This is a genomic window from Comamonas sp. BIGb0152, from assembly GCF_024809975.1.
Lineage (GTDB): Bacteria > Pseudomonadota > Gammaproteobacteria > Burkholderiales > Burkholderiaceae_C > Comamonas.
The window spans coordinates 398,215-421,010 of record NZ_JANUDY010000002.1 but is presented as its reverse complement, the minus strand read 5'-3'; the positions used below and the strand labels follow the sequence as shown (position 1 = coordinate 421,010).

21 protein-coding genes are annotated in these 22,796 nt (G+C 63.0%); 6 read left to right on the top strand and 15 right to left on the bottom strand.

Annotation, left to right across the window (positions count from 1 at the left end; all coding sequences use genetic code 11):
* Window positions 1-69: 69 nt before the first annotated feature.
* Complete coding sequence (locus tag M2375_RS05425) at window positions 70-819, bottom strand: 2OG-Fe dioxygenase family protein (protein WP_259164431.1); 750 nt, start codon at window positions 817-819, stop codon at window positions 70-72.
* 132 nt (window positions 820-951) lie between these two features.
* On the bottom strand, window positions 952-1,389 hold the full coding sequence (locus tag M2375_RS05420; protein WP_259164430.1) for a universal stress protein: 438 nt from the start codon (window positions 1,387-1,389) through the stop codon (window positions 952-954).
* 193 nt (window positions 1,390-1,582) lie between these two features.
* Here M2375_RS05420 and M2375_RS05415 point away from each other — a divergent pair, with 193 nt between their 5' ends.
* Entirely contained in the window at window positions 1,583-2,545 is a 963-nt protein-coding gene (locus tag M2375_RS05415) for an aldo/keto reductase (protein WP_259164429.1), read from the top strand.
* Here the strand turns inward: M2375_RS05415 and M2375_RS05410 are convergent.
* The gene (locus M2375_RS05410; RefSeq protein ID WP_259164428.1) at window positions 2,520-3,311 is read right to left on the bottom strand and encodes an NAD-dependent deacylase; all 792 of its coding nucleotides are present in this window, start codon (window positions 3,309-3,311) and stop codon (window positions 2,520-2,522) included. The genes M2375_RS05415 and M2375_RS05410 overlap by 26 nt on opposite strands.
* Before the next feature lie 185 nt (window positions 3,312-3,496).
* On the opposite strand from M2375_RS05410, the gene M2375_RS05405 reads away from it, so the two are divergent.
* The 3 genes from M2375_RS05405 to M2375_RS05395 all read left to right on the top strand — a co-directional run bounded on the left by M2375_RS05405 (window position 3,497) and on the right by M2375_RS05395 (window position 4,864).
* The gene (locus tag M2375_RS05405; RefSeq protein ID WP_259164427.1) at window positions 3,497-3,958 is read left to right on the top strand and encodes a VOC family protein; all 462 of its coding nucleotides are present in this window, start codon (window positions 3,497-3,499) and stop codon (window positions 3,956-3,958) included.
* Between the two features lie 7 nt (window positions 3,959-3,965).
* On the top strand, window positions 3,966-4,433 hold the full coding sequence (locus M2375_RS05400) for an SRPBCC family protein (RefSeq protein ID WP_259164426.1): 468 nt from the start codon (window positions 3,966-3,968) through the stop codon (window positions 4,431-4,433).
* 68 nt (window positions 4,434-4,501) lie between these two features.
* Entirely contained in the window at window positions 4,502-4,864 is a 363-nt protein-coding gene (locus M2375_RS05395; RefSeq protein WP_259164425.1) for a DUF1428 domain-containing protein, read from the top strand.
* Between the two features lie 11 nt (window positions 4,865-4,875).
* On the opposite strand, the gene M2375_RS05390 is transcribed toward M2375_RS05395, so the two are convergent.
* The 3 genes from M2375_RS05390 to M2375_RS05380 are packed head-to-tail and all read right to left on the bottom strand — an operon-like array spanning window position 4,876 to window position 7,778.
* Window positions 4,876-6,342 carry a sensor histidine kinase gene (locus M2375_RS05390; protein WP_259164424.1) on the bottom strand — a complete coding sequence of 489 codons (1,467 nt, stop codon included), beginning with the start codon at window positions 6,340-6,342 and terminating at the stop codon, window positions 4,876-4,878.
* A gap of 23 nt (window positions 6,343-6,365) precedes the next feature.
* The gene (locus tag M2375_RS05385) at window positions 6,366-7,031 is read right to left on the bottom strand and encodes a response regulator transcription factor (protein WP_259164422.1); all 666 of its coding nucleotides are present in this window, start codon (window positions 7,029-7,031) and stop codon (window positions 6,366-6,368) included.
* A 6-nt stretch (window positions 7,032-7,037) separates the two neighbouring features.
* Complete coding sequence (locus M2375_RS05380; RefSeq protein WP_259164420.1) at window positions 7,038-7,778, bottom strand: PepSY domain-containing protein; 741 nt, start codon at window positions 7,776-7,778, stop codon at window positions 7,038-7,040.
* Between the two features lie 141 nt (window positions 7,779-7,919).
* Between M2375_RS05380 and M2375_RS05375 the strand changes: the two genes are divergently transcribed.
* Window positions 7,920-8,570, top strand: coding sequence for a PepSY domain-containing protein (locus M2375_RS05375; protein WP_259164419.1), 651 nt, complete (start codon window positions 7,920-7,922; stop codon window positions 8,568-8,570).
* Between the two features lie 135 nt (window positions 8,571-8,705).
* Here the strand turns inward: M2375_RS05375 and rlmB are convergent, their stop codons facing one another.
* From rlmB to M2375_RS05330, 9 genes are all read right to left on the bottom strand, one after another.
* Window positions 8,706-9,467, bottom strand: a complete 762-nt coding sequence (gene rlmB / locus M2375_RS05370; RefSeq protein ID WP_259164418.1) for a 23S rRNA (guanosine(2251)-2'-O)-methyltransferase RlmB — start codon at window positions 9,465-9,467, stop codon at window positions 8,706-8,708.
* 164 nt (window positions 9,468-9,631) lie between these two features.
* Window positions 9,632-10,354: a DUF3011 domain-containing protein gene (locus tag M2375_RS05365; protein WP_259164417.1), complete on the bottom strand. Its 723-nt coding sequence runs from the start codon at window positions 10,352-10,354 to the stop codon at window positions 9,632-9,634.
* 280 nt (window positions 10,355-10,634) lie between these two features.
* Window positions 10,635-13,259, bottom strand: a complete 2,625-nt coding sequence (gene alaS, locus M2375_RS05360) for an alanine--tRNA ligase (protein WP_259164416.1) — start codon at window positions 13,257-13,259, stop codon at window positions 10,635-10,637.
* 118 nt (window positions 13,260-13,377) lie between these two features.
* Window positions 13,378-14,085, bottom strand: coding sequence for a hypothetical protein (locus M2375_RS05355; RefSeq protein WP_259164415.1), 708 nt, complete (start codon window positions 14,083-14,085; stop codon window positions 13,378-13,380).
* Between the two features lie 14 nt (window positions 14,086-14,099).
* Window positions 14,100-15,203 (bottom strand): cell division protein ZapE, encoded by a 1,104-nt coding sequence (zapE, locus tag M2375_RS05350; protein WP_259164414.1) that lies wholly within the window; start codon window positions 15,201-15,203, stop codon window positions 14,100-14,102.
* Between the two features lie 113 nt (window positions 15,204-15,316).
* Window positions 15,317-16,744 (bottom strand): dihydrolipoyl dehydrogenase, encoded by a 1,428-nt coding sequence (gene lpdA, locus M2375_RS05345; protein ID WP_259164413.1) that lies wholly within the window; start codon window positions 16,742-16,744, stop codon window positions 15,317-15,319.
* A 2-nt stretch (window positions 16,745-16,746) separates the two neighbouring features.
* On the bottom strand, window positions 16,747-17,199 hold the full coding sequence (locus tag M2375_RS05340; protein WP_259164411.1) for a hypothetical protein: 453 nt from the start codon (window positions 17,197-17,199) through the stop codon (window positions 16,747-16,749).
* Window positions 17,200-17,274: 75 nt separating this feature from the next.
* Window positions 17,275-18,537 (bottom strand): 2-oxoglutarate dehydrogenase complex dihydrolipoyllysine-residue succinyltransferase, encoded by a 1,263-nt coding sequence (gene odhB, locus M2375_RS05335; protein WP_259164410.1) that lies wholly within the window; start codon window positions 18,535-18,537, stop codon window positions 17,275-17,277.
* Between the two features lie 39 nt (window positions 18,538-18,576).
* Window positions 18,577-21,456 carry a 2-oxoglutarate dehydrogenase E1 component gene (locus M2375_RS05330; protein ID WP_259164409.1) on the bottom strand — a complete coding sequence of 960 codons (2,880 nt, stop codon included), beginning with the start codon at window positions 21,454-21,456 and terminating at the stop codon, window positions 18,577-18,579.
* 247 nt (window positions 21,457-21,703) lie between these two features.
* Here M2375_RS05330 and M2375_RS05325 point away from each other — a divergent pair, with 247 nt between their 5' ends.
* A complete protein-coding gene (locus M2375_RS05325; protein WP_259164408.1) occupies window positions 21,704-22,789 on the top strand; it encodes an AI-2E family transporter in 1,086 nt (361 codons plus the stop codon).
* The last annotated feature ends 7 nt before the right edge of the window (window positions 22,790-22,796 follow it).

Genomic DNA, 22,796 nt, shown 5'->3' with positions numbered 1-22,796 from the left:
AGATACGACAAGGGCACCTGCACAGGTGCCCTTTTTTGTGGCTGTCTCAGATCGCCAAGTTCGCGGCGATCAGACGCCGTCGCCCTGAAACGCCTGCCTGCGCAAAGTCACCACCAAGGTATCGCGATGGCCTGGCTCCTCCCCCAGCGGCTGGATCGGCGTGCTCTCATGGATCATGCGTGCATCGTCAAGCAGCATCAGCGACCAGGGCTCGGTCAAGGTAAAGCGCAGGCCCTGGGGGCCTTGGGCATCAAAAACACGGGTCTCGCCCCCTTTGATACCTTCGCGCGCCACCAAAAATACGGCGACCAGGTCCACGCCATCGCGGTGGGCGCCTTCGGGTGTCGGCCGGCCAATGCCTTCGGCGGTGTCGATGCGGAACTGGTGGGCCTCGGTGTACCAGCGCTCAGAACCGCTGCTCGGAAACAGCGCCTTTGCGCTATGCCCCAGCGCCTGCAGGATGCGGGTCCAAGCAGGCAAGCTTTGGGTGTTCGCCTCCACGGGCTCAAACCAGCGCTGCATGCCGCCATGCAAGGCGTTGTACTCCACCGGCTGCCAGTGCGCGCGGTGGGCCACGGCCTCCACGCCGTCGCCCTGCACGATATAGCAGGAATGGCGGCGCTTGCGGTAGCGCCCGCCGTCTTTCAGGTAGGCGTCGTGCGGCATGGCCTCCCAGTGGCGGCTGAGCGCGGCCAGGTCATCAGGCGGGCAGGCCGCCCACTGCGCCACTGCAGCGGGGCTGAGCACCGCATAGCCATAAGCGCGCAAGGTGCCGTCCACTTGGTCGGCATCACAATAAGGAGGAGGAAAAGACTGCATGTAAAACTCCGTCAAGCGGGCGAGCTTACGGCGGTCCCAAAAGCATTGCGTGCTGCACAAGATTGGGCAGCACGCAGGGTGGGCGATCTACGCGTGCCGCCGAGGGTGCGCGGCGACTTGGCGTTAATGGTGTTACTGGCGCACGACCAAAACGGGAATCAGGCTGTCGCTCAGCACCCGCTGTGTCACGCTGCCGAGCACCAGCTTTTCCAGGCCCTTGCGGCCATGCGAGCCCATCACAATCAGATCGGCACCGGTGGTTTTGACGGCTTCCATCACGCCGTCATGCACGGAGTGGCCTTCGCCCATGACGGCATCGACGGCAATGCCGGCCTGCTCCATCGCCGTTTTCACGGCATCCAGGGCCGTGTGGGCATCTGCGGTGGCAGCCGACAAGTACTGGGCCTGGCCATAGGCAAAATCGGCACCTACACCGGTGAAGGGATAGGGATCGATCACATAGACGGCGGTGACCTGGCTGCCAAAGGCCTTGGCAAGGCCAGCGGCTTTGCTGACGGCGAGCATGGAGGTGGCAGACCCATCGACCGGAACCAGAATATGTTTAAACATAGCGTCACTCCTTTTTGTTGTTGCCTGCATAACTTACTCTAAAACGCATGGCCCGGCAAACTGTCCAGCGACTGAGACACTGGCCCGCATGCGACGATTGCGCGCCGTTTGCGCTGCATCAACGATGGCATTGCTGCAAGCCGGGTCGCATAATGTTTGCTCCGCCCGCTGGGCCTCCACGCTTGCACAAACTATGACTACACCCCTGCGCTCTCTTGGCCGATCCTCCCTGCAAGTCTCGCCGCTGTGCCTGGGCGGCAATGTGTTTGGCTGGACTGCCGATGAGGCCACCAGCTTTCGCCTGCTCGATGCCTGGCTGGATGCCGGCATGAACTTTGTCGATACCGCCGACGTGTATTCGCGCTGGGCCCCTGGCCACAGCGGCGGTGAGTCCGAGCGCGTGCTGGGCAAATGGCTGCGCAGCTCGGGCAAGCGCGCGCAGGTCGTGCTGGCCACCAAGGTGGGCAAAGACATGGGCGATGGCAAGATGGGCCTACGCCCAGAATATATTCGCCAAGCGGTGGATGCCTCCCTGCAGCGCCTGCAAACCGATTACATCGATCTTTACCAGTCGCACGACGACGACCCGCAGGTGCCCTTGGCAGACGTGATGGGCACCTTTGGCGAGCTGATTGCTGAGGGCAAGGTACGCGCCGTGGGTGCCAGCAACTACAGCGCCGCACGCTTGGCCGAAGCCCTGCGCACCAGCGAGCAGCACGGCCTGGCCCGCTACGAAAGCCTGCAGCCGCTCTACAACCTGTATGACCGTGCGGTGTTCGAGAAGGAGCTGCAGCCGCTGTGCGTAGAACACAAGGTGGGCGTGATCAATTTCTACAGCCTGGCTGCCGGCTTTTTGACCGGCAAATACCGCACGGCAGAAGACGCCAGCAAAAGCCCACGCGGCGCAAAAACCACCCAGCTCTACCTCAACGACCGGGGCCTGCGCATTCTGGCCGCGCTGGAGCAAGTCAGCAGCCGTTTAGACGCCCCTTTGGGCGAAGTGGCCGTTGCCTGGGTCATGCGTCAGCCGGCGATTGCCTCACCGATTGCCAGCGCCAGCAATCTGGAGCAGTTGCAGTCCCTCATTCGCGCCAGCCAATTGCCGCTGGATGATGACGCCATGGCCGTGCTCAATGCGGCGAGCGCTGAGCACTAAGCAACTGGGGCAACAGCTGCGCTGATGGCGCGCGCAAACAGATATCGGCCACGCCATCCAGCGCCGTAGGCTCGGGGTTGATGACCACGACATGGGCACCACCTCTGGCTGCGGTATGCGCCAAGCCGGCTGCCGGGTAAACATGGCCTGAGGTCCCAATCACCAGCATCAGATCGCAAGCCTTGGCGGCATCTTGCGCCTGCTGCAGCGCAGCATGGGGCAAGGCCTCACCAAACCACACTACGCCAGGGCGCAGGTAGTTGCCGCAACCGGGGCACTGGGGCGGGGCATCGCCTTCGGTAAAGCGGGCATCGCAGCAAGGCTTGGGCGGCAGCAGCCAGCGGTTCTCCATCAGATTGCCATGCAGGCACAGCACCGGCGCACTGCCCGCACGCTGGTGCAGGCCGTCCACATTCTGCGTGACCAGGGTCATGCGGTCGGGGTGGCAGGCTTGCCACTGGGCCAGCGCCACATGGCCCGCATTGGGCAGCACCTGGCTGATGAGCTGGCGGCGGTACTGGTACCAGTCCCATACCCGCTGCGGATGGGCCAGAAAGCCCGCCTCGCTGGCCATCTCCTCGGGGCTGAACTGCGCCCAATAGCCCGTCTGCGCATCGCGAAACGTCGGCACCCCGGATTCCGCACTGGCGCCAGCCCCCGTCAACACCAGCACATGCCGTGCTTCCTGCAAGCGCTGTCGCAGGCTGGCAATATCTGTATCGGCGATGGGCGGGGCTGCCGGGGCATGCAAGGAATCAAGGGACATATAAAAAGCTGTGAAAACCAAGCGCACAGCATAAGGCAGGGCCCAAGCGCTGCCGCCCCACTCCAGCATCCTGGGTGAAAGCAAGGCCTCGGTTAATTACATTCAGACACCGTCCTAGCCATTTGCTGATGGACAGGGCCGCAGGGCAGAGCCCAGAATGTCTGACCCACGACCAGGAGAGAACGATGCAATTCATCCCCTATCTCAATTTTGACGGCCAATGCGCCCAAGCCATGGCGTTCTACGCGCAGCTGTTTGGCGGCCAGATGGTGCAACAGATGCGCTTTGCCGACATGCCCGCCAGCGAGGGCATGCCACCCCTGCCGCCCGAGGCACAGGCCCGTCTGATGCATGCCCACCTGCAAGTGGGCAGCCAGGCCATCATGGCCTCGGACACCCTGCCCGCCATGCCTGGCGCCAGCACTGATACCTGTGGCGGCGGCTACCTCAAGCCCCAGGGCCTGTGGGTGTCCATCGGTGTGGATTCTGCCGACGAGGGTGCGCGGGTGTTTGCAGGCTTGGCCGAAGGCGGCCAGGTGAGCATGCCCTTTGCCGCGACCTTCTGGTCCCCCGGCTTTGGCATGGTGACCGACCGCTTTGCCATCCCCTGGATGGTGAATGTCCAGACACCGCAACCCCATGCCTGAGCCCACCATGTCTGTCCAAGCCCATCCCCAGGATCTCGTGCTCAGCCGCCTGATCAACGCCCCCGCCGCCACCCTTTACCGCTGCTGGACCGAACCTGCCCTGCTCCAGCAGTGGTTTGTGCCCAAGCCCTGGACGATTGCCAGCGCCGACGTGGATGTGCGCGTCGGCGGTGGCAGCCAGATCGTGATGTGCGACCCGCAGGGCAACCAGTACCCCAATGCCGGCGTGTACCTGGAAGTGGTGCCGGACCGCAGGCTGGTGTTTACCGATGCCTACACCGCAGGCTGGGTGCCCAGCGCCAAGCCGTTCATGACGGCCATCATCAACTTCGAGCCCGAAGCGGGCCAGACCCGCTACACCGCCACCGTGCGGCATTGGAGCGAAGAGACCCGCAAGCAGCATGAGGCCATGGGTTTTCACACCGGCTGGGGCGTGGCCACGGACCAGCTCGTGGCCTTGGCTGCGACCTTGTAGTTGGGCCTTCTCGCTGCCCTGTAGCGCACACCAAATATCGGCGCCGTTTGAGCGCCCAGGAGACCACCATGCCTTATGTCGATGGATTTGTACTGCCCGTACCCCGCGCCAAGCTCGATGCCTACCGGGCCATGGCCGAGGCGGCCGGCAAAGTCTGGATGGAACATGGCGCGCTGCAATACTGGGAATGCGTAGGCGACGATGTGCCTGATGGCGAAGTCACCTCGTTCCCCATGGCCGTCAAGCTCCAGGGCGATGAAGTCGCCTGCTTTTCCTGGATCGTCTACACCTCGCGCGCTGAGCGCGACCGCATCAATGCCGCGGTGATGGCCGACCCGCGCCTGGCAGACATGCAGCCAGCGAATATGCCATTTGATGCCAAACGCATGATCTTTGGCGGCTTTGTGCCTGTCGTGCAGTTGGGCGGCTGATCGCGCAGCGCTCAGGCCAGCACCCCCGCCATCTCGACACGCACCAACAAGCCCTTCAAGGCCGCGCTTTTGCGCAACTGGAGTTGGCCGCCGTAGCCCCGCACAATGTGCTGCGCAATCGCCAGGCCCAGCCCGGTGCCGGCCACCGATTCATCAAAGCGCTTGCCCCGCTCGCCTGCTGCCTGCATTTGCTCGGCCGTCATGCCGGGGCCATCATCTTCGATCTGCAGCACCAGGCCTTGGGCGGAACTGCCCTGCACCGTCAAGCGCACCTGCGAAGCGGCCCATTTGCCGGCGTTGTCGAGCAGGTTGCCCAGCAGCTCTTCCAGGTCGGCCCGCTCGCCCCGCCACCATAGCGTGGTGCCCTCGCCCAGCAAGCGCCAATCCAGGTCACTCGCCTGGTGCAGCTGGCGCATCATGGCCAGCATTTGCTGGCTGCAGGCCAGCACATCCATGGGCAGACCTGTGCCGCCGCCATGCACCAAGGTCGCATCGCTGAAGGTGCGTGCCTGGTAGCGGTCAATCAGCCGCGCCATCGCGGTGGTCTGCTGCAGCACCACGGCAGCCGGTATGGCATTGCCCGTGCCGGCATGGGCCACCAGCAAGGACAAGGGCTTTTTCAGCGCATGGTTCAGGTCCGCCGCGTGGGAGCGCGAGCGCTCCACCACCTGGGTATTGCGTGCCAGCAAGGCCGCCAGCTCCTGCTGCAAAGGCTGCAAATCTGCACCCAGCGGCAGCTGGGCGATCTGCTCGGTCGCAGGCTTTGCGCCCTCTGCGGGCTTGCCCAGACCCGCGATCACCTCGACCAGGCGCGTCAGCGGTGCCAGGCCCACACGCAGCTGCAGCCATACCAAGGCGCCGATGACCAGCAGCAACACGGCGCAGGTGGTGGCGAGAATCTGGTCAATTCTGCGCAGGCTGGCCACCAAGGGCTGCGCCGGGCCAAATACTTGCAAATACATGGGCGCAGTACCGGCGGCCAGTTGCACCGCAAAGTGCTGCACCAGCAGTGGCTCCTGCTTGGGCCCCAGCGCTTGCTGCAAGCGCTCGCTGCCCCACAAGGTAGCGGGGCTCAGCACCAGGTCCGGCTGGTCCCACAGTGAGCGCGAACGGGCCAGCACCACTGGGGTGGCGGCGGTTCGCAGTTGCGCTGGCGCCTGGCCCTGCAGCTGCCAGTACCAGCCCGAGAAGATGGCGCTGAATTCATCGCTGCCGCCTGCCGTCTCTTGCACCCGGCCGTCGGCCAGCCAGGCCAGGCGTGCATGGATGCGTTCGGACTTCTCCTCCAAGGTGCGGGACATGCTGGCCAGCAAGCTGGCGTGCACCTCGTAGCGCAGCCACCAGCCGCCCAGCACCATCACCAACAAGCTGGGCACGATGACCAAGGCGGCCATGCGCGCGGCCAGCGACCAGCGCCGCGCGGGATGGCGCCGCGCTGGATAGCGGCGGTCGGCGGCAGCAGAGCGAGACGAGACCATGGCGCTAAGGGCTCACACCGCTGCTAGCCAGGGGCATTCAAACGAAAGCCCTGCCCCCGCTCGGTCACCAGCAGATCGGACTGGCGCAGCTTGCGCCGTATGCGGCCAATCAGCACATCGAGTGTGTTGGAGTCCGGGTCCAGATCGCGGGCATAGACATGCTCGCTGATCTCGGTGCGCGAGAGCACGCGGTTGGGGTGGTGCATCAGGTAGGCCAGAATCTTGTGCTCCTGCGCCGTCAGCTGCAAACCCTGGCCGTCTTGCAAAAAACGGCCAGCGGTCACGTCGTATTCCAGGCAACCGGCGCGCAGCACCGTGGCCGCACTGCCGGCCGTGCGGCGCAGCATGGCACGCAGGCGCAACACCACCTCATCGAGCATGAAGGGCTTGGTCAGGTAGTCGTCTGCACCGGCACCAAAACCCGCGACCTTGTCGCTCCAGCGGTTGCGGGCCGTCAAAATCAGCACCGGCCAATGGCAGCCGGCCTCGCGCCAGTCGCGCAGCACCGTCAGGCCATCGCGCTGGGGCAGGCCCAGATCCAGCACCGCCGCGTCGTACGGCTCGGTGCTGCCAGCAAACGAGGCCGCATCGCCATCGGCCTCCACATCGACAGAAAAGCCGGCAGCTGCGAGTGCCTGCTGAATTTGCGCTGCCAGTTCGGCATCGTCTTCGACCACCAAAATTCGCATCGGCGCTCAATCCTCCACTTTTTGTTTAAGCACCTGCAGACTGCGTGCATCCACTTTCAGCGCCAAGGTGCTGCCATTGCCCTGCAGCAACTCGATTTCATAGTAAGAAGCCTGCGTGTCGTCGTGCTCCAGCTCCACCTCCAGCACCAGGCCTGGAAAGCGCGGTGCCAGCGCCTGCAAGAGTTCATCGACCCGCTTGAGCGGCGCAGGGTTACGGGGTTTGGCCTGGGCCGACGGCAGCACCTGGCCGGTCGCGGCATCCATGACCAGCTTGCGGTAGCCCTGCTGGTCGGCACTGAGCTTGATCTCATAGACGCCACGGCCCTGGCTGTCGCGCTCAAACTCCACATCGGTGATACGGCTGGCGTGTTGCTGCGCCACCTTGGCCAGGTACTGGGCCAGCTCCAGCATGCCCAGCGCCTGCGAGCGGTCCTTGGCAACGCGTTGCACCGTCTGGCCGCTGGCCGCATCAATCAGCAGCTCTTGCTTGAGGCCCTGGTTGTCCACCAGTTTGATCTCGTAGCGCAGCTCGCCCTTGGGGCCACGCTTGGTCTCCACATCCACCACCCGCCCGGCATGGGCCGCAGCGACTTCGGCCAGGATGGCAGACAAGGGCTTGTACTGGCCGGTAGCAACAGCGGCGCGCACCGCATCGTGCTCGGCCGCCTGGCTGGCGCTGCCCAGCAGCAGCCCCCCGGCCAGGAGGCATGCTGCGATGCGAGGAAACCGACATTGAACTTGCGCCATGGCAGGCATTATGACAAGCGCGGTTAAACGCAGCATGAACGATCACTTCACAGTACGTTTAGCCCAGGTTTTCCATACTTCAATCCATGACGAATCAGCCATCCGCTGGTTTGCATGCCACAACACACAAGGGATTGAACCATGAAGAAAACCACCATCGCCTGGATCCTGGGTGCCGCCGGCTTGGCCGCCAGCCTGCCATTTGCCGCACAGGCCTACAACGCCCAGGAAGTGCTCAACAGCATCACCGCCAGCGGCCTGGTTGCCCCGCAGGACCTGGAAAAGCAATACGGCTACTGGACGGCCAAGGCCACCCAGCAAGATGGCAACCGCGCCTATGTGCTGGTCAGCGATGCCGATGGCAGCCTGGTGGCGTTGCGCAAGGCCGAGCTGGGCACCACCTACCCCGGTGCCAGCCAGGTCGCTGCCAAGCTGCAGTCGCTGGGTTATGGCCAGATCAAGGAAGTGGAGTTTGACGACGGTTTCTGGGAAGCCAAGGTGCGCGGCGCCAACGGCGTCAAGCAAAAGCTGGTGCTGCACCCGGTGAGCCTGGAGCTGCTGTCCCAGCCCGGCCAGCCCAGCCCCACCCCAGGTGCCGGCGCAGGCAGCGCTATTTTGAGCGCCGCGCAAATCCAGCAACTGCTGGCCCAAGCCGGCTACAGCCATGTGCGCGATCTGGAACTGGACGACGGCATCTGGGAGGCCGATGCCATCAATGCCCAGGGCTTTCGCGTCGAGCTGAAGATCCACCCTGAAACCGGCGTGGTGCTGCACGAGAAGCTGGACGACTAAGTCCCCCACCGGGCCGGGCACTGAGGCCTGATCAAAAAACAAAAGGCTGAGCCCCAAGGGGTTCAGCCTTTTTTTTGGTGTAGCCAAGTGTGGCCAATCGCCATTGCCATTGGCAGGCAACGCCTGCCCAATGCCTTAAGCCGCCTTCGGGGGCGTGCGCTGGCGCAGGGCCTCATACAGGCACACGCCGCTGGCCACCGACACATTGAGGCTGGAGACCGCCCCCATCATCGGGATGCCGATCAGCTCGTCACAGGTCTTGCGGGTGAGCTGGCGCATGCCATCGCCTTCGGCGCCCAGCACCAGGGCCACGGGGCCCTTCAGGTCGACCTGGTACACCGTGTTGGGGGCATCGTCGCTGGTGCCGATGATCCAGACATTGCGGGCCTTGAGCTCTTTCAAGGTCCGCGCCAGGTTGGTGACCATGAAATACGGCACTGTCTCGGCCGCACCACTGGCCACCTTAGCCACGGTGGCATTGATGCCGACCGCGTGGTCCTTGGGCGCAATCACCGCATGGGCACCAGCGCCATCGGCCACGCGCAGGCAGGCGCCCAGGTTGTGGGGGTCGGTCACCCCGTCAAGCACCAGCAGCAAGGGCGATGCAACGCCCGCTTCTTCCAGGTCGTCGAGCAGCTCGTCCAAGGTGCGGGTGTCCCTGATCTCTTCGACCCGGGCGGCCACGCCTTGGTGGCCGTGCGAGCCTGCCAACTTGGCGATGCGCGGTGCATCTGCTTCAATCAGGCGCACGCCCGCTTCTTTGGCGCGCTCCAGAAACTGGCGCATGCGCGCGTCGCGGCGCGTGGTCTCGAAATAGACTTCGATGATCGATTTGGGCGCAGTCTTCATGCGCACACCAACGGCATGGAAGCCGAACAACACTTTGGGGGATGACATAGGCCAGCATTATCGCCGCTTGCCCATACCCCAGGGGCGCCAGGGCCCAGCCGCTGCAGCGCCGGCCTGGCGGATGGGTGCAGCCGGCCGATACCGATGGCAGGGACCGGCCCATAAAAAAAGCGGCCAGTTCAAGCTGGCCGCGTTGCTGCATCTGCGCCGATTTATCGGCTGCCAAAGCGGCCACGGCAACCGCGCGTTACCCAGATGCGCCGGGCGCGTTCATCATAGCCCCAGGTGTAGCCTTCGCGGCAGGTATCGCTGGACAGCTGCTCGAGCAAGACAGGGTAGCCCCAGCGCGGGTTCCAGTCGCAGCTGTTGTCACGCCGGTCGTCGCTGCTGCAGGTCAGCTCACGCCCTTGCCCATAGCCCGGGTTGGGGCGGCCACCGCCATAGCCCCCACCGATGGCAAAATCAGCGCGGCAACCACGGCTGACCCAGACCATATCGCTGCGCTGGCCCCAGTTGCGCCCTTCTTCACAGCGGGTGTCGGAGAGCTGGCGTGCGATCTCGACCCGCGCGCCACGCGGAATGGCGCATTCGCGCATGCGGCCGTCGTTGCTTTCGCAGCGCACCAGCTGGTTGCTGCCGCCGCCTCCGCCACCGCCTCGGCTGTCCGTAAAGCGGGCACGGCAACCATCGGTCACCCAGACCACGCCGCCGCCCCGGTGTCCCCAGCTGCGGCCTTCCACGCAGGAAGCGCTCGACAAGGTCTGGCTCACCACCGGATCGCGGAACGGCGTGCGGCACTCGCGGGTGCGCCCGTCCTGGCTCTCACAGCTCACCTCACCGCCACGCCCATACTGGGCCTGCGCCGCAGGGGCGATAGCGGCCAAAGCCAGTGCCAAAGCGCCCAAGGCAGCGCTGCTCCATGTTGTGTTCAGCATTCATCTCTCCTCGTTGTAGTCCTCGATGGGGGCCAAGGTTAACCCGAAATCGCCGCCGATTTTGTAAGTAAAACCAGCAAAAAGGCGATCCGCAGCCCGCCTTGTTCTGTCGCAACGGCACGAAGGCGGGAGAGGCGCTGCACAAGCCCCGCCCAAGGAGATGGACGCGCAACGGGATGCGCGAAGCGATGGCTGCCGTGCAGACACAAAAAAGCCTCCTGCAGTGCAGGAGGCTTGTTGGTGCGTCTGACGCGGCGGCTCTAACGCGGTGGAAGCTCGGTCAAACCCGTTCGGCCACCCAGGCCTGAACACCCGCCAGCGCCTGGGCCAGGCCTGCGGGGTTGGTGCCGCCGGCCATCGCCATGTCCGGCTTGCCGCCGCCCTTGCCGCCCACTTGCTGGGCCACAAAGTTCACCAGATCACCGGCCTTGACTTTGCCGATGCTGTCCTTGGTCACGCCTGCGGCCAGTTGCACCTTGTCGCCGTCTACCGCCGCCAGCACGATGGCAGCGGTGCCCAGCTTGTCCTTGAGCTTGTCCATGGTGTCGCGCAATGCCTTGGCATCGGCGCCATCCAAGGTGGCAGCCAGCACCTTGATGCCCTTGACGTCCACCGCCTGGCCGGCCAGCTCGTCGCCCTGGTTGGAGGCGAGCTTGCCCTTGAGCTGGGCAAGTTCCTTCTCCAGCGCCTTGATCTGGTCGAGCGCGCCACCGATGCGGTGGTTGAGCTCGGCCACCGGGGCCTTCAAGGTCGCGGCAGCTTCGTCCACCGCCGATTCCAGCGTTTGCAGGTAAGCCAAGGCGTTCTCGCCCGTTACCGCTTCGATACGGCGCACGCCAGCGGCCACGCCGCCTTCGGCCACGACCTTGAACAGGCCGATATCACCGGTGCGCTGCACGTGGGTGCCGCCGCACAGCTCACGGCTGGTGCCGATGTCCAGCACGCGCACGGTCTCGCCGTACTTTTCGCCAAACAGCATCATCGCGCCGGTCTTTTGCGCGCTCTCGATGTCCATCACGCGCGCGCCGGTTTCGGTGTTCGCCAGGATCTCGGCATTCACGCGCTTTTCGATCTCGCGCTTTTGTGCATCGGTCACGGCGCTGTTGTGCGCAAAGTCAAAACGGGTGCGCTCGGCATTGACCAGGCTGCCCTTTTGCTGCACATGGTCGCCCAGCACTTCACGCAGCGCCTTGTGCATGAGATGGGTGACCGAGTGGTTGCGCATGGTGGCGGCGCGCAAGGCGGTATCCACCTCGGCCTGCACCGCGTCGCCCACCTTCAGGCTACCTGCGGCCAGCTGACCATGGTGGCCAAACACATCGGCCTTGATCTTCAAAGTGTCTTCGACGACAAAGCGATTGGCTCCCGCCGAGATCACACCTTGGTCGCCCACCTGGCCGCCCGATTCAGCATAGAACGGCGTGGTATCCAGCACCACCACACCCGTCTGGCCTGCGTTGATCGCGTTGACGCTGGTGCCATCGACATACAGCGCCACAACCTTGGCCGCTTCGCTCAGCTGCGTGTAGCCCGTGAATGCATTGGCTGCGCCGGTGTATTCCAGTGCCCGGTCCATCTTGAACTTGCCTGCGGCACGGGCCTGGCTCTTTTGCTGCTCCATGGCCGCATGGAAGCCCGCCTCATCAACGCTCAGGCCGCGTTCGCGCGCCACGTCGTTGGACAGGTCGAGTGGGAAGCCATAGGTATCGTGCAGCTTGAAGGCCACATCGCCAGGCAGCACCTGGGCACCACCGGCCAGCGCGCTGTCTAGGATTTCCATGCCGTTGGCGAGGGTCTCGAAGAAGCGCTCTTCCTCGACCTTCAGCACCTCGGTGATACGCGCTTCTTGCTCGCGGATCTTGGGGTAGGCATCGCCCATCACGGCGACCAGGTCCTTGACCAGCTTGTGGAAGAAAGGCGTCTTCTGGCCCAGCTTGTAGCCGTGGCGGATCGCGCGGCGGATGATGCGGCGCTGCACATAGCCGCGTCCTTCGTTAGACGGGATCACGCCATCAGCCACCAGGAAGGCGGTGGCGCGGATGTGGTCGGCAATCACCTTGAGCGAGGGGGTCTCCAGGTCTTCGATATGCGTCTCGCGCGCAGCGCCCTTGATGAGGGCCTGGAACAGGTCGATCTCGTAGTTGCTGTGCACATGCTGCAAGATGGCAGCCAGGCGCTCCAGGCCCATGCCGGTATCGACGCAAGGCGCTGGCAGTGGTTTGACCGAGCCGTCTTCGGCCATGTCGAACTGCATGAACACGTTGTTCCAGATTTCGATGAAGCGGTCACCGTCTTCATCGGGCGAGCCCGGAGGGCCGCCAGCAATGTGGGGGCCGTGGTCGTAGAAGATTTCGGAGCAAGGGCCGCATGGGCCGGTGTCGGCCATCATCCAGAAGTTGTCGCTCTTGTAGCGGCCGCCCTTGTTGTCGCCAATGCGGATCACACGCTCAGGCGGCAGACCGATTTCCTTGGTCCAGATGTCGTAGGCCTCGTCGTCTTCTTCATAGACGGTGGCCAGCAATTTCTCGGCCGGCAGCTTGTAGACCTCGGTCAACAGCTCCCAGGCCCACTTGAGCGATTCGCGCTTGAAGTAGTCACCGAACGACCAGTTGCCCAGCATCTCGAAAAAGGTGTGGTGGCGCGCGGTGTAGCCCACGTTTTCCAGGTCATTGTGCTTGCCACCGGCTCGCAGACAGGTCTGCACACTCGTCGCGCGGGTGTAGGGGCGCTTGTCGGTACCCAGGAACACATCCTTGAACTGCACCATGCCGGAGTTGGTGAACATCAGCGTCGGATCATTGCCCGGCACCAGCGGGCTGGACGGAACAATGGTGTGCCCCTTGGACGCAAAAAAGTCCAAAAAGGTCTTGCGGATCTCAGCGACGGAAAAAGTGGGTGTACTCATGGTGTGCAGCAGTGGTGGCGCCTGCCCGGCTTCCCCTGAAGCGGTGCGGGCGCGAATCTTCCATTATAGGGTTTGGTCTTTACCAGCGGGGCCGGGCCACCAGGCCCTGGCTGCTGGCTTACTGGGGCACAGGCAGTGGCGCGGCCTTGCGCTTGCCTTCTTGCTCCTTCATGCGCTTGTCATGGGCCTCCAGCTTGCGCTGTGCGGCTTCCTGCTTGGCATCGTATTCCTCTTGGGCCTCGCTGATGCTGTCAGCGCGCTCTTGGTTGTGGCGCTGCTGGGTGCGCTGCTTGCTGTCCACCTTGCCGGCCTGGCTGCTGGCACGGCGGGCGGCATCTTGCTCGCGGCGCTGCTGCTGCTCGGCAATGCTCTCGGCGTTGCGCTTGGGGCCTTGGCTGCTGCGCTGGGCAGCCTGCTCGTTGTGCTCCTTCTGGCGCTGCTCCAGATCGGGCTGGCTCAAGGCGCCGCCATCGAGCGGCGGGTGCTTGCGCTCAAAATCATTTTGCTTGTTCGCTCTGGCATCGCGCTGGTTGGCGGTTTTCTCATCCCGCTCTTTGGCATTGATGGCCAACTCGCGTTGGCGCAGCGCGCGCTCTTCGGTGTTGTACTGGCGGCGCACTTTCTGCAGGCAGTCCGTCACGGCAAAGTGCTGATAGCAGATTTTTTCATTGTTGGCCAGGCGCGCTTCGCTGTCCTTGCGCTCCAGCGCAATTTGCGCGCGTGCCTGGGTGCGCTCTTGCGCATTCGAGGCCTGGCCCGTGGCGGCCTGGGCCAGGCTGCTGGTGACCAGCAGCAGCACCAGGGTCAGCGTGTTCAAACGAGGCATAGATCCCTCTTCTCTTAAGTCAGCGCGGTATCGACCACGCGTCGCTCCAGCGACAAATACTCCTGCGACTGCATCTCGTTGAGGCGCGAGACCGTGCGCGGGAATTCATGGGCCAGCGGCCCTTCGGTGTAGAGCTGCTCGGGCGGCACGGCGGCCGACAAAATCAGCTTCACGCGGCGGTCATAGAGCACGTCGACCAGCCAGGTAAAGCGGCGCGCGGGCGAGGCCATGTTGACAAACATCTGCGGCACATTGGACAGCAGCACGGTGTGGAACTGGGTGGCCAGCTCCAGGTAGTCGTTTTGCGAGCGTGGGTTGACGCACAACTCATGAAAATCAAACCAGATCACGCCCCCTGCGCGGCGGCGCGGCTTGAGCTCGCGCGACTCGATCTTGAACACCGGTTTTTCATCGGGCACCTCGGCGAGTTTCGCAAAGGTCAGCTCCATCGCAGCATCGGCCTCGGGGCCCAGGGGGCAATGGTAGAGCTGGGCCAGCTCCAGCGCACGGCGGCGGTAGTCGGTGCCGTTGTCGACGTTGATCACGTCCATGCGCGCATTGAGCAGGTCAATGGCCGGCAGGATGCGGTCGCGGTGCAGGCCATCGGGGTAGAGGCCATCGGGCGTGAAATTGGAGGTGGTGACAAAGCCCACGCCGTTGTTGAACAAGGCCAGCAGCAGGCGGTAGAGGATCATCGCATCGGTGATGTCCGCCACATGGAACTCGTCAAAGCAGATGAGCTTGTACTTCTTGGCGATCTTGGCGCCCAGCACGTCGAGCGGGTCCTGCGTGCCCTTGAGCAAGGTCAGCTCGCGCTGCACCTCGCGCATGAACTCATGGAAATGCAGGCGCACCTTGCGGCGCAGCGGCACGGCGTTGAAAAAGCAATCCATGATGAAGCTCTTGCCGCGCCCCACCCCGCCATACATGTACACCCCGCGTGGAATGTCGGGGTGGTTGATCAGCTTCTTGAGCGGGTTGGAGCGCTTGTTCTTGTACTGCTCCCACTCATCAGCACAGCGCTGCAAGGCGTCCACTGCACGCATCTGCGCGGGATCACTCTGAAAACCCTTGGCCTTGAGTTCGGCCTCGTATGCATCTCTTACCGCTGTACCCATGGGTGTCTCAATCTCTCGTTGCTATAAGAACCTGTTTACGGTCTTCTAAATGACATAGCCTCTGGCGCAGAACCAATCTGCACCAGAGGCTATTTTCGCCTAAAACTTCAGGATCAGAAGTTCAGGGTGCGCTTGTCCACGGCCAGGGCCGCTTCCTTAGTCGCTTCCGACAGCGACGGGTGGGCGTGGCAGATACGGGCGATGTCTTCGCTCGATGCCTTGAACTCCATGGCCACCACGGCTTCGGAGATCAGCTCCGAGACCATCGGGCCGACCATGTGCACGCCCAGGATTTCGTCGGTCGTGGCATCGGCCAGGAACTTGACCATACCGGTGGTATCGCCCAGCGCACGTGCGCGGCCATTGGCCAGGAACGGGAAGGTGCCGGCCTTGTAAGCCACGCCATCGGCCTTGAGCTGCTGCTCGGTACGGCCCACCCATGCGATCTCGGGGCTGGTGTAGATCACCCATGGGATGGTGCCAAAGTTCACATGGCCGTGTTGGCCGGCAATGCGCTCGGCCACGGCAACGCCCTCTTCCTCGGCCTTGTGGGCCAGCATCGGGCCACGCACCACATCGCCCACCGCCCACACGCCAGGCAGGTTGGTCTTGCAGTTCTCGTCCACCACGATGGCGCCACGCTCGTCCAGGGCCAGGCCCACGGCTTCGGGGTTCAGGCCGATGGTGTTGGCCACGCGGCCGATGGACACGATCAGGCGGTCCACATCCAGTTGCTGGGCTTCGCCCTTGGCATTGGTGTAGCTGATCTGCACGCCCTTCTTGTCGGCCTTGATCTCGCCAACCTTCACACCCAGCTCGATCTTCAGACCTTGCTTGTCGAAGGATTTCTTGGCTTCCTTGGCAATTTGCTCATCAATGGCAGGCAGGAACTTGTCCATGCCTTCGAGCACCGTCACTTCGGTGCCCAGACGGCGCCAGACCGAACCCATTTCCAGGCCGATCACGCCAGCGCCGATCAGGGCCAGCTTCTTGGGCGTAGCGCCCAGGCGCAGAGCGCCGTCGTTCGACAAAATCTTGTCTTCGTCGAAAGGCACGCCAGGCAGTGCGCGGGCATTGGAGCCGGTGGCCACAATGATCTGCTTGCCGGTGATGGACTCTTCGTCCTTGCCAGCGACCTTGATTTCGTAGCCGCCATCAGCGGCCTTCACGAAGGAGCCACGGCCGTGGAAGAAGGTGATCTTGTTCTTCTTGAACAGGTACTGGATGCCGTCGTTGTTCTGCTTGACGACGGTGTCCTTGCGGGCAATCATCTTGGCCACATCCATGCTCACCTTGCCGGTGGAGATGCCGTGGTCGGCAAAGTGCAGGTTGGCATGCTCGAAATGCTCGGACGACTGCAGCAGTGCCTTGGAGGGAATGCAACCCACGTTGGTGCAGGTGCCGCCCAGTGCGGGGCCGCCAGCAGCGTTCTTCCACTCGTCGATACATGCCACTTGCATGCCCAGCTGGGCTGCACGGATGGCAGCCACATAGCCGCCGGGGCCGCCGCCGATCACGACGACATCAAATTGCTTGCTCATGATTAATCCAATGGTGTTAGTTCAAAACTGCCCTGGTGCAATGCCACACCGAAGAGGCCCGTTTTGGTGGTCAGTTGTTCGTCGTTCTGCCGGCCGAACGACAAGGTGGTACCGGGGTGCGTGCGGCAGACGAACATGAAGGAGCCGGACTCCAGGCATGCGATCTGGCCGCCAGCGCGCATCGCTGCCCAGCCCATCTCTTCATAGCCTTGGGCCTTGAAGGGGATGAGCGGCAGCGGCGCGCCCGGCTCGCCGACAAACGAAATGGCCCATTGCGGGCCATTGCCGTCCGCCTTCGCACCCGGCACCTGCTTGGCAGAGGTGATGGGGCGGATGCGAACCTGTGCCGGAGCCGGCAGGCCACGGCGCGCAGCTTGCGTGCCTGCGGCCCACTGGAAGCGGTAGTTCCCGCTCCAGCTTTGCGCTGCCACATCCTGCGCTGCAGGACGGGGCATGGTGCCGCAGGCGCCCAGCACAAGTGCGGACGCTGCAGCCACCAAAACGCGTAGCATCACTGCCGGGCGACCCGATTACAGGTCGAACAGCAGACGCGATGGATCTTCCAGCGCATCCTTCATCGCCACCAGGCCCAGCACGGCTTCGCGGCCGTCGATGATGCGGTGGTCATAGGACATCGCGAAGTAGTTCATCGGACGCACCACCACTTGGCCGTTTTCAACCACGGCGCGGTCCTTGGTGGCGTGAACGCCCAGGATGGCCGATTGTGGTGGGTTGATGATGGGGGTAGACATCATCGAGCCGAAGGTGCCACCGTTGGAGATGGAGAAGGTGCCGCCGGTCATGTCTTCGATGCCCAGCTTGCCGTCCGCCGCCTTCTTGCCGAATTCGGCAATCTTCTTTTCGATGTCGGCGAAGCTCATCTGGTCTGCATTGCGCAGGATGGGCACCACCAGACCGCGTGGCGAGCCCACGGCGATACCGATGTCGAAGTAACCGTGGTAGATGATGTCGGTGCCATCGACCGAGGCGTTCAGCACGGGGTACTTCTTCAAGGCATGCACTGCTGCCTTCACGAAGAAGGACATGAAGCCGAGCTTGACGCCGTGTTCTTTGGTGAAGTCGTCCTGGAACTTCTTGCGCAGGGCCATCACCGGCGCCATGTTCACTTCGTTGAACGTGGTCAGGATCGCGTTGGTCGACTGCGATTGCAGCAGACGCTCGGCGATACGGGCACGCAGACGGCTCATCGGCACGCGCTGCTCTGGGCGCTCACCCAGGTCTTGGGCAGCGGCGGGCGATGCCACCTGGGGCAGCGACTTGGTCGGTGCACCGGTAGGAATCACCGCAGCGGTGGACTTGACGCCACCAGCCACAGCAGCCAGCACATCACCCTTGGTGACGCGGCCGTCCTTGCCGGAGCCGGCCACAGCGCCGACTGCCAGGTTGTTGTCCGCCAGCAGCTTGGCAGCAGCGGGCATGGCCACATCGCCCTTGTTACCACCGGCAGCTGCGGGTGCAGCAGCCGGGGCAGGAGCGGCAGCGGCTGGTGCAGCTGCTGCGGCAGCAGGGGCTGCAGCGGCGCCGGCCACGGCTTCGGTGTCGATCTTGGCGATCAGCTGGTCAGCGATCACGGTGGCGCCGTCGCCTTGCACGATCTCGGTCAGCACGCCAGCGGCGGGCGCAGGCACTTCGAGCACGACCTTGTCGGTTTCGATCTCGATCAGGATTTCGTCGACTGCAACAGCTTCACCGGCCTTCTTCTTCCAGGTGAGCATGGTGGCTTCAGCGACCGACTCGGACAGCTGCGGGACTTTGACTTCTACGATTGCCATAACAATTCTTTCTGTATTCGTTAAATACTGAGGTCGTGCTTACTTGGTCAGCACAAAGCCTTTGAGCTTGCCGAATGCGCCTTCGACCAGCGCCTTTTGCTGCTCTTGGTGCAGGTGCGAGTAGCCCACCGCAGGCGATGCCGAAGGAGCACGGCCGGAGTAACCCAGCTTCTGGCCATCGAGCATGTTCTCGTGGATGTAGTGCTGCACAAAGAACCAGGCACCCTGGTTTTGCGGCTCGTCCTGGCACCACACGATGTCCTTGGCGTTGCTGTACTTCTTGAGTTCAGCAGCAAAGGCCTTGTGCGGGAAGGGATAGAGCTGCTCGACACGGATGATGGCCACGTCGGTGCTGCCTTCTTCGGTGCGCTTCTTGACCAGGTCGTAGTAGACCTTGCCCGAACAGGCAATCACGCGCTTGACCTTGTCGGCAGCGGCAACAATCGCCTCGTTGCGCTCGCCAATCACGGTCTGGAAGCCACCGGAGGTGAATTCCGACACGGGCGAGGTGGCGTCCTTGTTACGCAGCAGCGACTTGGGCGTCATGATGATCAGCGGCTTGCGCAGCGGACGCACCATCTGGCGACGCAGCAAATGGAAGATCTGCGCAGCCGTGGTCGGCTGGGTCACTTGCATGTTCTGGTCGGCCGACAGCTGCATGAAACGCTCCAGACGTGCCGAGCTGTGCTCAGGGCCCTGGCCTTCGTAGCCGTGTGGCAGCATCAAGGTCAGGCCATTGACACGGCCCCACTTGACTTCACCGGAGGCGATGAACTGGTCGATCACCACCTGCGCGCCGTTGGCAAAGTCGCCGAACTGCGCTTCCCAGATCACCAGGGTGTTGGGATCGTTGGAGGCGTAGCCGTATTCGAAGCCCAGCACCGCCTCTTCCGACAGGATGGAGTCGATGACGGTGAACGGTGCCTGGTTGTCGGCCACGTTCTGCAACGGGATATAGGTGCCCTCGTCCCACTTCTCACGCTTTTGGTCGTGCACGACCGAGTGGCGGTGGGTGAAGGTGCCGCGGCCGCTGTCTTCGCCCGACAGACGGATCGGGTAACCGGAGGCCACCAGCGAGGCGTAGGCCATGGTCTCACCCATGCCCCAGTCCACGTTGATGTCACCACGGCCCATGGCTGCGCGGTCGTCATAGACCTTCTTGACCAGCTGGTGCGGGTTGACCGAGTCCGGCAGGGTCGTGACGCGCTCGGCCAGACGCTTCCACTCGGCCACGGGGATGGCGGTGTCGGCGCTGTCGGTCCACTTCTTGTTGAGGAAGGGGCTCCAGTCCACGGCGTACTGGCTCTTGAAGTTGGTCAGCACCGGATCGACCGTGTGCTTGCCCGCATCCATCGCAGCGCGGTAGGCCTTGACCATGTCATCGCCCAAGGTCTCGCCCAGGCCTTGCGTGGCCAGCTTGTCGGCGTAGAGCTTGCGGGTGCCAGGGTGCTGGGCAATCTTCTTGTACATCAGCGGCTGGGTCAGTGCAGGGGTGTCCTGCTCGTTGTGACCGAGCTTGCGGTAGCAGATGATGTCCACCACGATGTCTTTGGAGAATTCCATGCGGAAATCCAAAGCCATCTGCATGGCCAAGGCCACCGCTTCGGGATCATCACCGTTGACGTGCAGCACCGGCGAATCGATCATCTTGACGATGTCGGTGCAATACGTGGTCGAGCGCAGATCGCGAGGATCGGAGGTCGTGAAACCAATCTGGTTGTTGATGATGATGTGCACCGTGCCGCCCGTGGTGTAGCCACGGGTTTCGGACAGGGCCAGCGTTTCCTGGTTCACGCCCTGGCCGGCAAAGGCCGCATCACCGTGCACCAGCACGGGCAGCACTTGCTTGCCTTGGGGGTCGTTGCGGCGGTCCATGCGCGAGCGCACCGAGCCTTCGACCACAGGGTTGACGATTTCCAGGTGCGAGGGGTTGAAGGCCAGCGACAAGTGCACGGGGCCGCCAATGGTCGACACATCGGAGCTGAAGCCCTGGTGGTACTTCACGTCACCGGCCGTGAGCTCTTCAGGGGCGGTGTGGTCGAACTCGGCAAACAGGTCCTTGGGCATCTTGCCCAGGGTGTTGACCAGCACGTTCAGACGGCCACGGTGGGCCATGCCGATCACGATTTCCTGCACGCCGGTCACGCCAGCGGCATTGATCAGCTGGTCCATCGCGACGATAAAGGACTCGCCACCTTCCAGCGAGAAACGCTTTTGGCCCACATACTTGGTATGCAGGAAGCGCTCCAGGCCTTCGGCTGCCGTCAGGCGATCGAGGATGCGCTTTTTCTGGTCGGCGTTGTAGGCGGGCTTGCTGCGGATGGTTTCGAGCTTTTGTTGCCACCAGCGCTTTTGGTTCTGCTCGGCGGTGTACATGTACTCGGCGCCCAGGGTGCCGCAGTAGGTTTCGCGCAGCGCGTTCAGCAGCTCACGCAGCGGCATGGATTCCTTGCCGAAGAACGTGTTGCTGGTGTTGAACACGGTTTCCTGGTCCGCATCCGCGAAGCCGTAGAAAGCCGGATCCAGCTCTGGAATCTCAGGGCGCTCTTGGCGCTTCAAGGGATCGAGATCCGCCCAGCGTGCGCCGACATTGCGGTACGCAGCAATCAGCTGCTGCACAGCGGTGCGCTTGCGACCCAGTTCAGAATCAGCACCAGAGGCTACAACAACCTTGGTACCACCTTGCTTGGCACGCTCGGCAAAAGCGTTGACGACCGGGAGATGAGGGACATCTTTGGCGTTGCTGCCGTCCAGTGCGGGGACGTTTTGCAGTGCATCAAAGTAAGCGCGCCAGGTGTCTGGTACGCTGCCTGGGTTATCCAGATAGTTCTCATACATCTCTTCGACATAGGGGGCATTGCCGCCGAAGAGATAGGTGTTGCCTTGGTAGGCTTGATACACAGAATTCGTATCGCTCATTTTCTCCGCTGACCTCCGCTTTCCTCTGGAAAGCATTAGCTGGTGCATATAAACAACCTTCCGCGACACGGCTGAACCGATTGGCGGATGCGACTGTGGCTGGGAAGGGCCGATCAACCGGTATTGTGCCACTTCCGCCTGTTGTTGTCCTTGGATGGCCCCGTGGCTTGCGGCGTGGGATTGGGATGACGCTGGTTTGGGCCAGACTCAGATACATTTGCGCTATCCAATCACACCCTTGCGCGCGATGTTCAACAACCACCCTCTTCACGACAAAGCATTCATCTTGCTGCTAATAGGCGTCACCATTGCCTTTTTTGCCGTGCTTTTCCCCTTCCAGGGGGCCGTTTTCTGGGCGGTGATCTTCGCTGTTGTGTTTACGCCTCTACACAAAAAAATCCTGGTCCGCCTCCCCAAATACCCGACTATTGCGGCCTTGATTACCCTGATCCTCTGTCTGGTGCTGGTGATCCTGCCGCTGATCCTGCTGTCCATTTCGCTGGCCAAGGAAGCGGCCACCATCTACGAGAGCGTGCACTCGGGCGAGATGAACTTCGGCCAGTACTTCCAGCAGATCTATAACGCCATGCCCCAATGGGTGCTGGACCTGCTGACACGCTTCAACCTGAACGACCCCAAGGTGATCCAGGAGAAGATCTCCGGCATCTCGGTGCAGGCCAGCCAGTATGTGGCGACCAAGGTGCTGGCCATTGGCCAGAACACCATGGGCTTTCTGGTGAGCTTCTGCATCATGCTCTACCTGCTGTTCTTCTTCTTGCGTGATGGCAAGACCTTGATTCGCAAGATTCTGGCCGCCACCCCGCTGGACGATGCCCACAAGCGCAAGCTCGGCGCCAAGTTCATCACCGTGGTGCGCGCCACCGTCAAGGGCAACCTGGCAGTCGCTGCCACCCAGGGCGCCTTGGGCGGCATCATTTTCTGGATTCTGGGTATCGAGGCCTCGCTGCTCTGGGGCGTGGTGATGGCTTTTCTGTCCTTGCTGCCCGCCGTCGGCGCCGCCATTGTCTGGGCACCGGTCGCCATTTATTACTTTGCCACCGGCTCCACCACCGAAGGCCTCATTCTTACGGGCTACGGCGCCGGCATCATGGGCATGGTCGACAACGTGCTGCGCCCACTGCTGGTGGGCAAGGACACCAAGATGCCCGACTACCTGATCCTCATCTCCACCTTGGGTGGCCTGTCGCTGTTCGGGCTGACCGGTTTCGTCATCGGCCCGCTGATTGCCGCCTTGTTCATCGCCGTTTGGGATCTTTTTGCACCGCAGGCGCACATCAGCGATGTCGCCGAGGTGGACAATAGTGCCAAGTAACCTCTTG

Excerpts from the sequence above, each read along its gene's own strand:
- M2375_RS05425 (WP_259164431.1), bottom strand. The coding sequence starts at position 819 with ATGCAGTCTTTTCCTCCTCCTTATTGTGATGCCGACCAAGTGGACGGC.
- M2375_RS05420 (WP_259164430.1), bottom strand. The coding sequence starts at position 1,389 with ATGTTTAAACATATTCTGGTTCCGGTCGATGGGTCTGCCACCTCCATG.
- M2375_RS05415 (WP_259164429.1), top strand. The coding sequence starts at position 1,583 with ATGACTACACCCCTGCGCTCTCTTGGCCGATCCTCCCTGCAAGTCTCG.
- M2375_RS05410 (WP_259164428.1), bottom strand. The coding sequence starts at position 3,311 with ATGTCCCTTGATTCCTTGCATGCCCCGGCAGCCCCGCCCATCGCCGAT.
- M2375_RS05405 (WP_259164427.1), top strand. The coding sequence starts at position 3,497 with ATGCAATTCATCCCCTATCTCAATTTTGACGGCCAATGCGCCCAAGCC.
- M2375_RS05400 (WP_259164426.1), top strand. The coding sequence starts at position 3,966 with ATGTCTGTCCAAGCCCATCCCCAGGATCTCGTGCTCAGCCGCCTGATC.
- M2375_RS05395 (WP_259164425.1), top strand. The coding sequence starts at position 4,502 with ATGCCTTATGTCGATGGATTTGTACTGCCCGTACCCCGCGCCAAGCTC.
- M2375_RS05390 (WP_259164424.1), bottom strand. The coding sequence starts at position 6,342 with ATGGTCTCGTCTCGCTCTGCTGCCGCCGACCGCCGCTATCCAGCGCGG.
- M2375_RS05385 (WP_259164422.1), bottom strand. The coding sequence starts at position 7,031 with ATGCGAATTTTGGTGGTCGAAGACGATGCCGAACTGGCAGCGCAAATT.
- M2375_RS05380 (WP_259164420.1), bottom strand. The coding sequence starts at position 7,778 with ATGGCGCAAGTTCAATGTCGGTTTCCTCGCATCGCAGCATGCCTCCTG.
- M2375_RS05375 (WP_259164419.1), top strand. The coding sequence starts at position 7,920 with ATGAAGAAAACCACCATCGCCTGGATCCTGGGTGCCGCCGGCTTGGCC.
- rlmB (WP_259164418.1), bottom strand. The coding sequence starts at position 9,467 with ATGTCATCCCCCAAAGTGTTGTTCGGCTTCCATGCCGTTGGTGTGCGC.
- M2375_RS05365 (WP_259164417.1), bottom strand. The coding sequence starts at position 10,354 with ATGCTGAACACAACATGGAGCAGCGCTGCCTTGGGCGCTTTGGCACTG.
- alaS (WP_259164416.1), bottom strand. The coding sequence starts at position 13,259 with ATGAGTACACCCACTTTTTCCGTCGCTGAGATCCGCAAGACCTTTTTG.
- M2375_RS05355 (WP_259164415.1), bottom strand. The coding sequence starts at position 14,085 with ATGCCTCGTTTGAACACGCTGACCCTGGTGCTGCTGCTGGTCACCAGC.
- zapE (WP_259164414.1), bottom strand. The coding sequence starts at position 15,203 with ATGGGTACAGCGGTAAGAGATGCATACGAGGCCGAACTCAAGGCCAAG.
- lpdA (WP_259164413.1), bottom strand. The coding sequence starts at position 16,744 with ATGAGCAAGCAATTTGATGTCGTCGTGATCGGCGGCGGCCCCGGCGGC.
- M2375_RS05340 (WP_259164411.1), bottom strand. The coding sequence starts at position 17,199 with ATGCCCCGTCCTGCAGCGCAGGATGTGGCAGCGCAAAGCTGGAGCGGG.
- odhB (WP_259164410.1), bottom strand. The coding sequence starts at position 18,537 with ATGGCAATCGTAGAAGTCAAAGTCCCGCAGCTGTCCGAGTCGGTCGCT.
- M2375_RS05330 (WP_259164409.1), bottom strand. The coding sequence starts at position 21,456 with ATGAGCGATACGAATTCTGTGTATCAAGCCTACCAAGGCAACACCTAT.
- M2375_RS05325 (WP_259164408.1), top strand. The coding sequence starts at position 21,704 with ATGTTCAACAACCACCCTCTTCACGACAAAGCATTCATCTTGCTGCTA.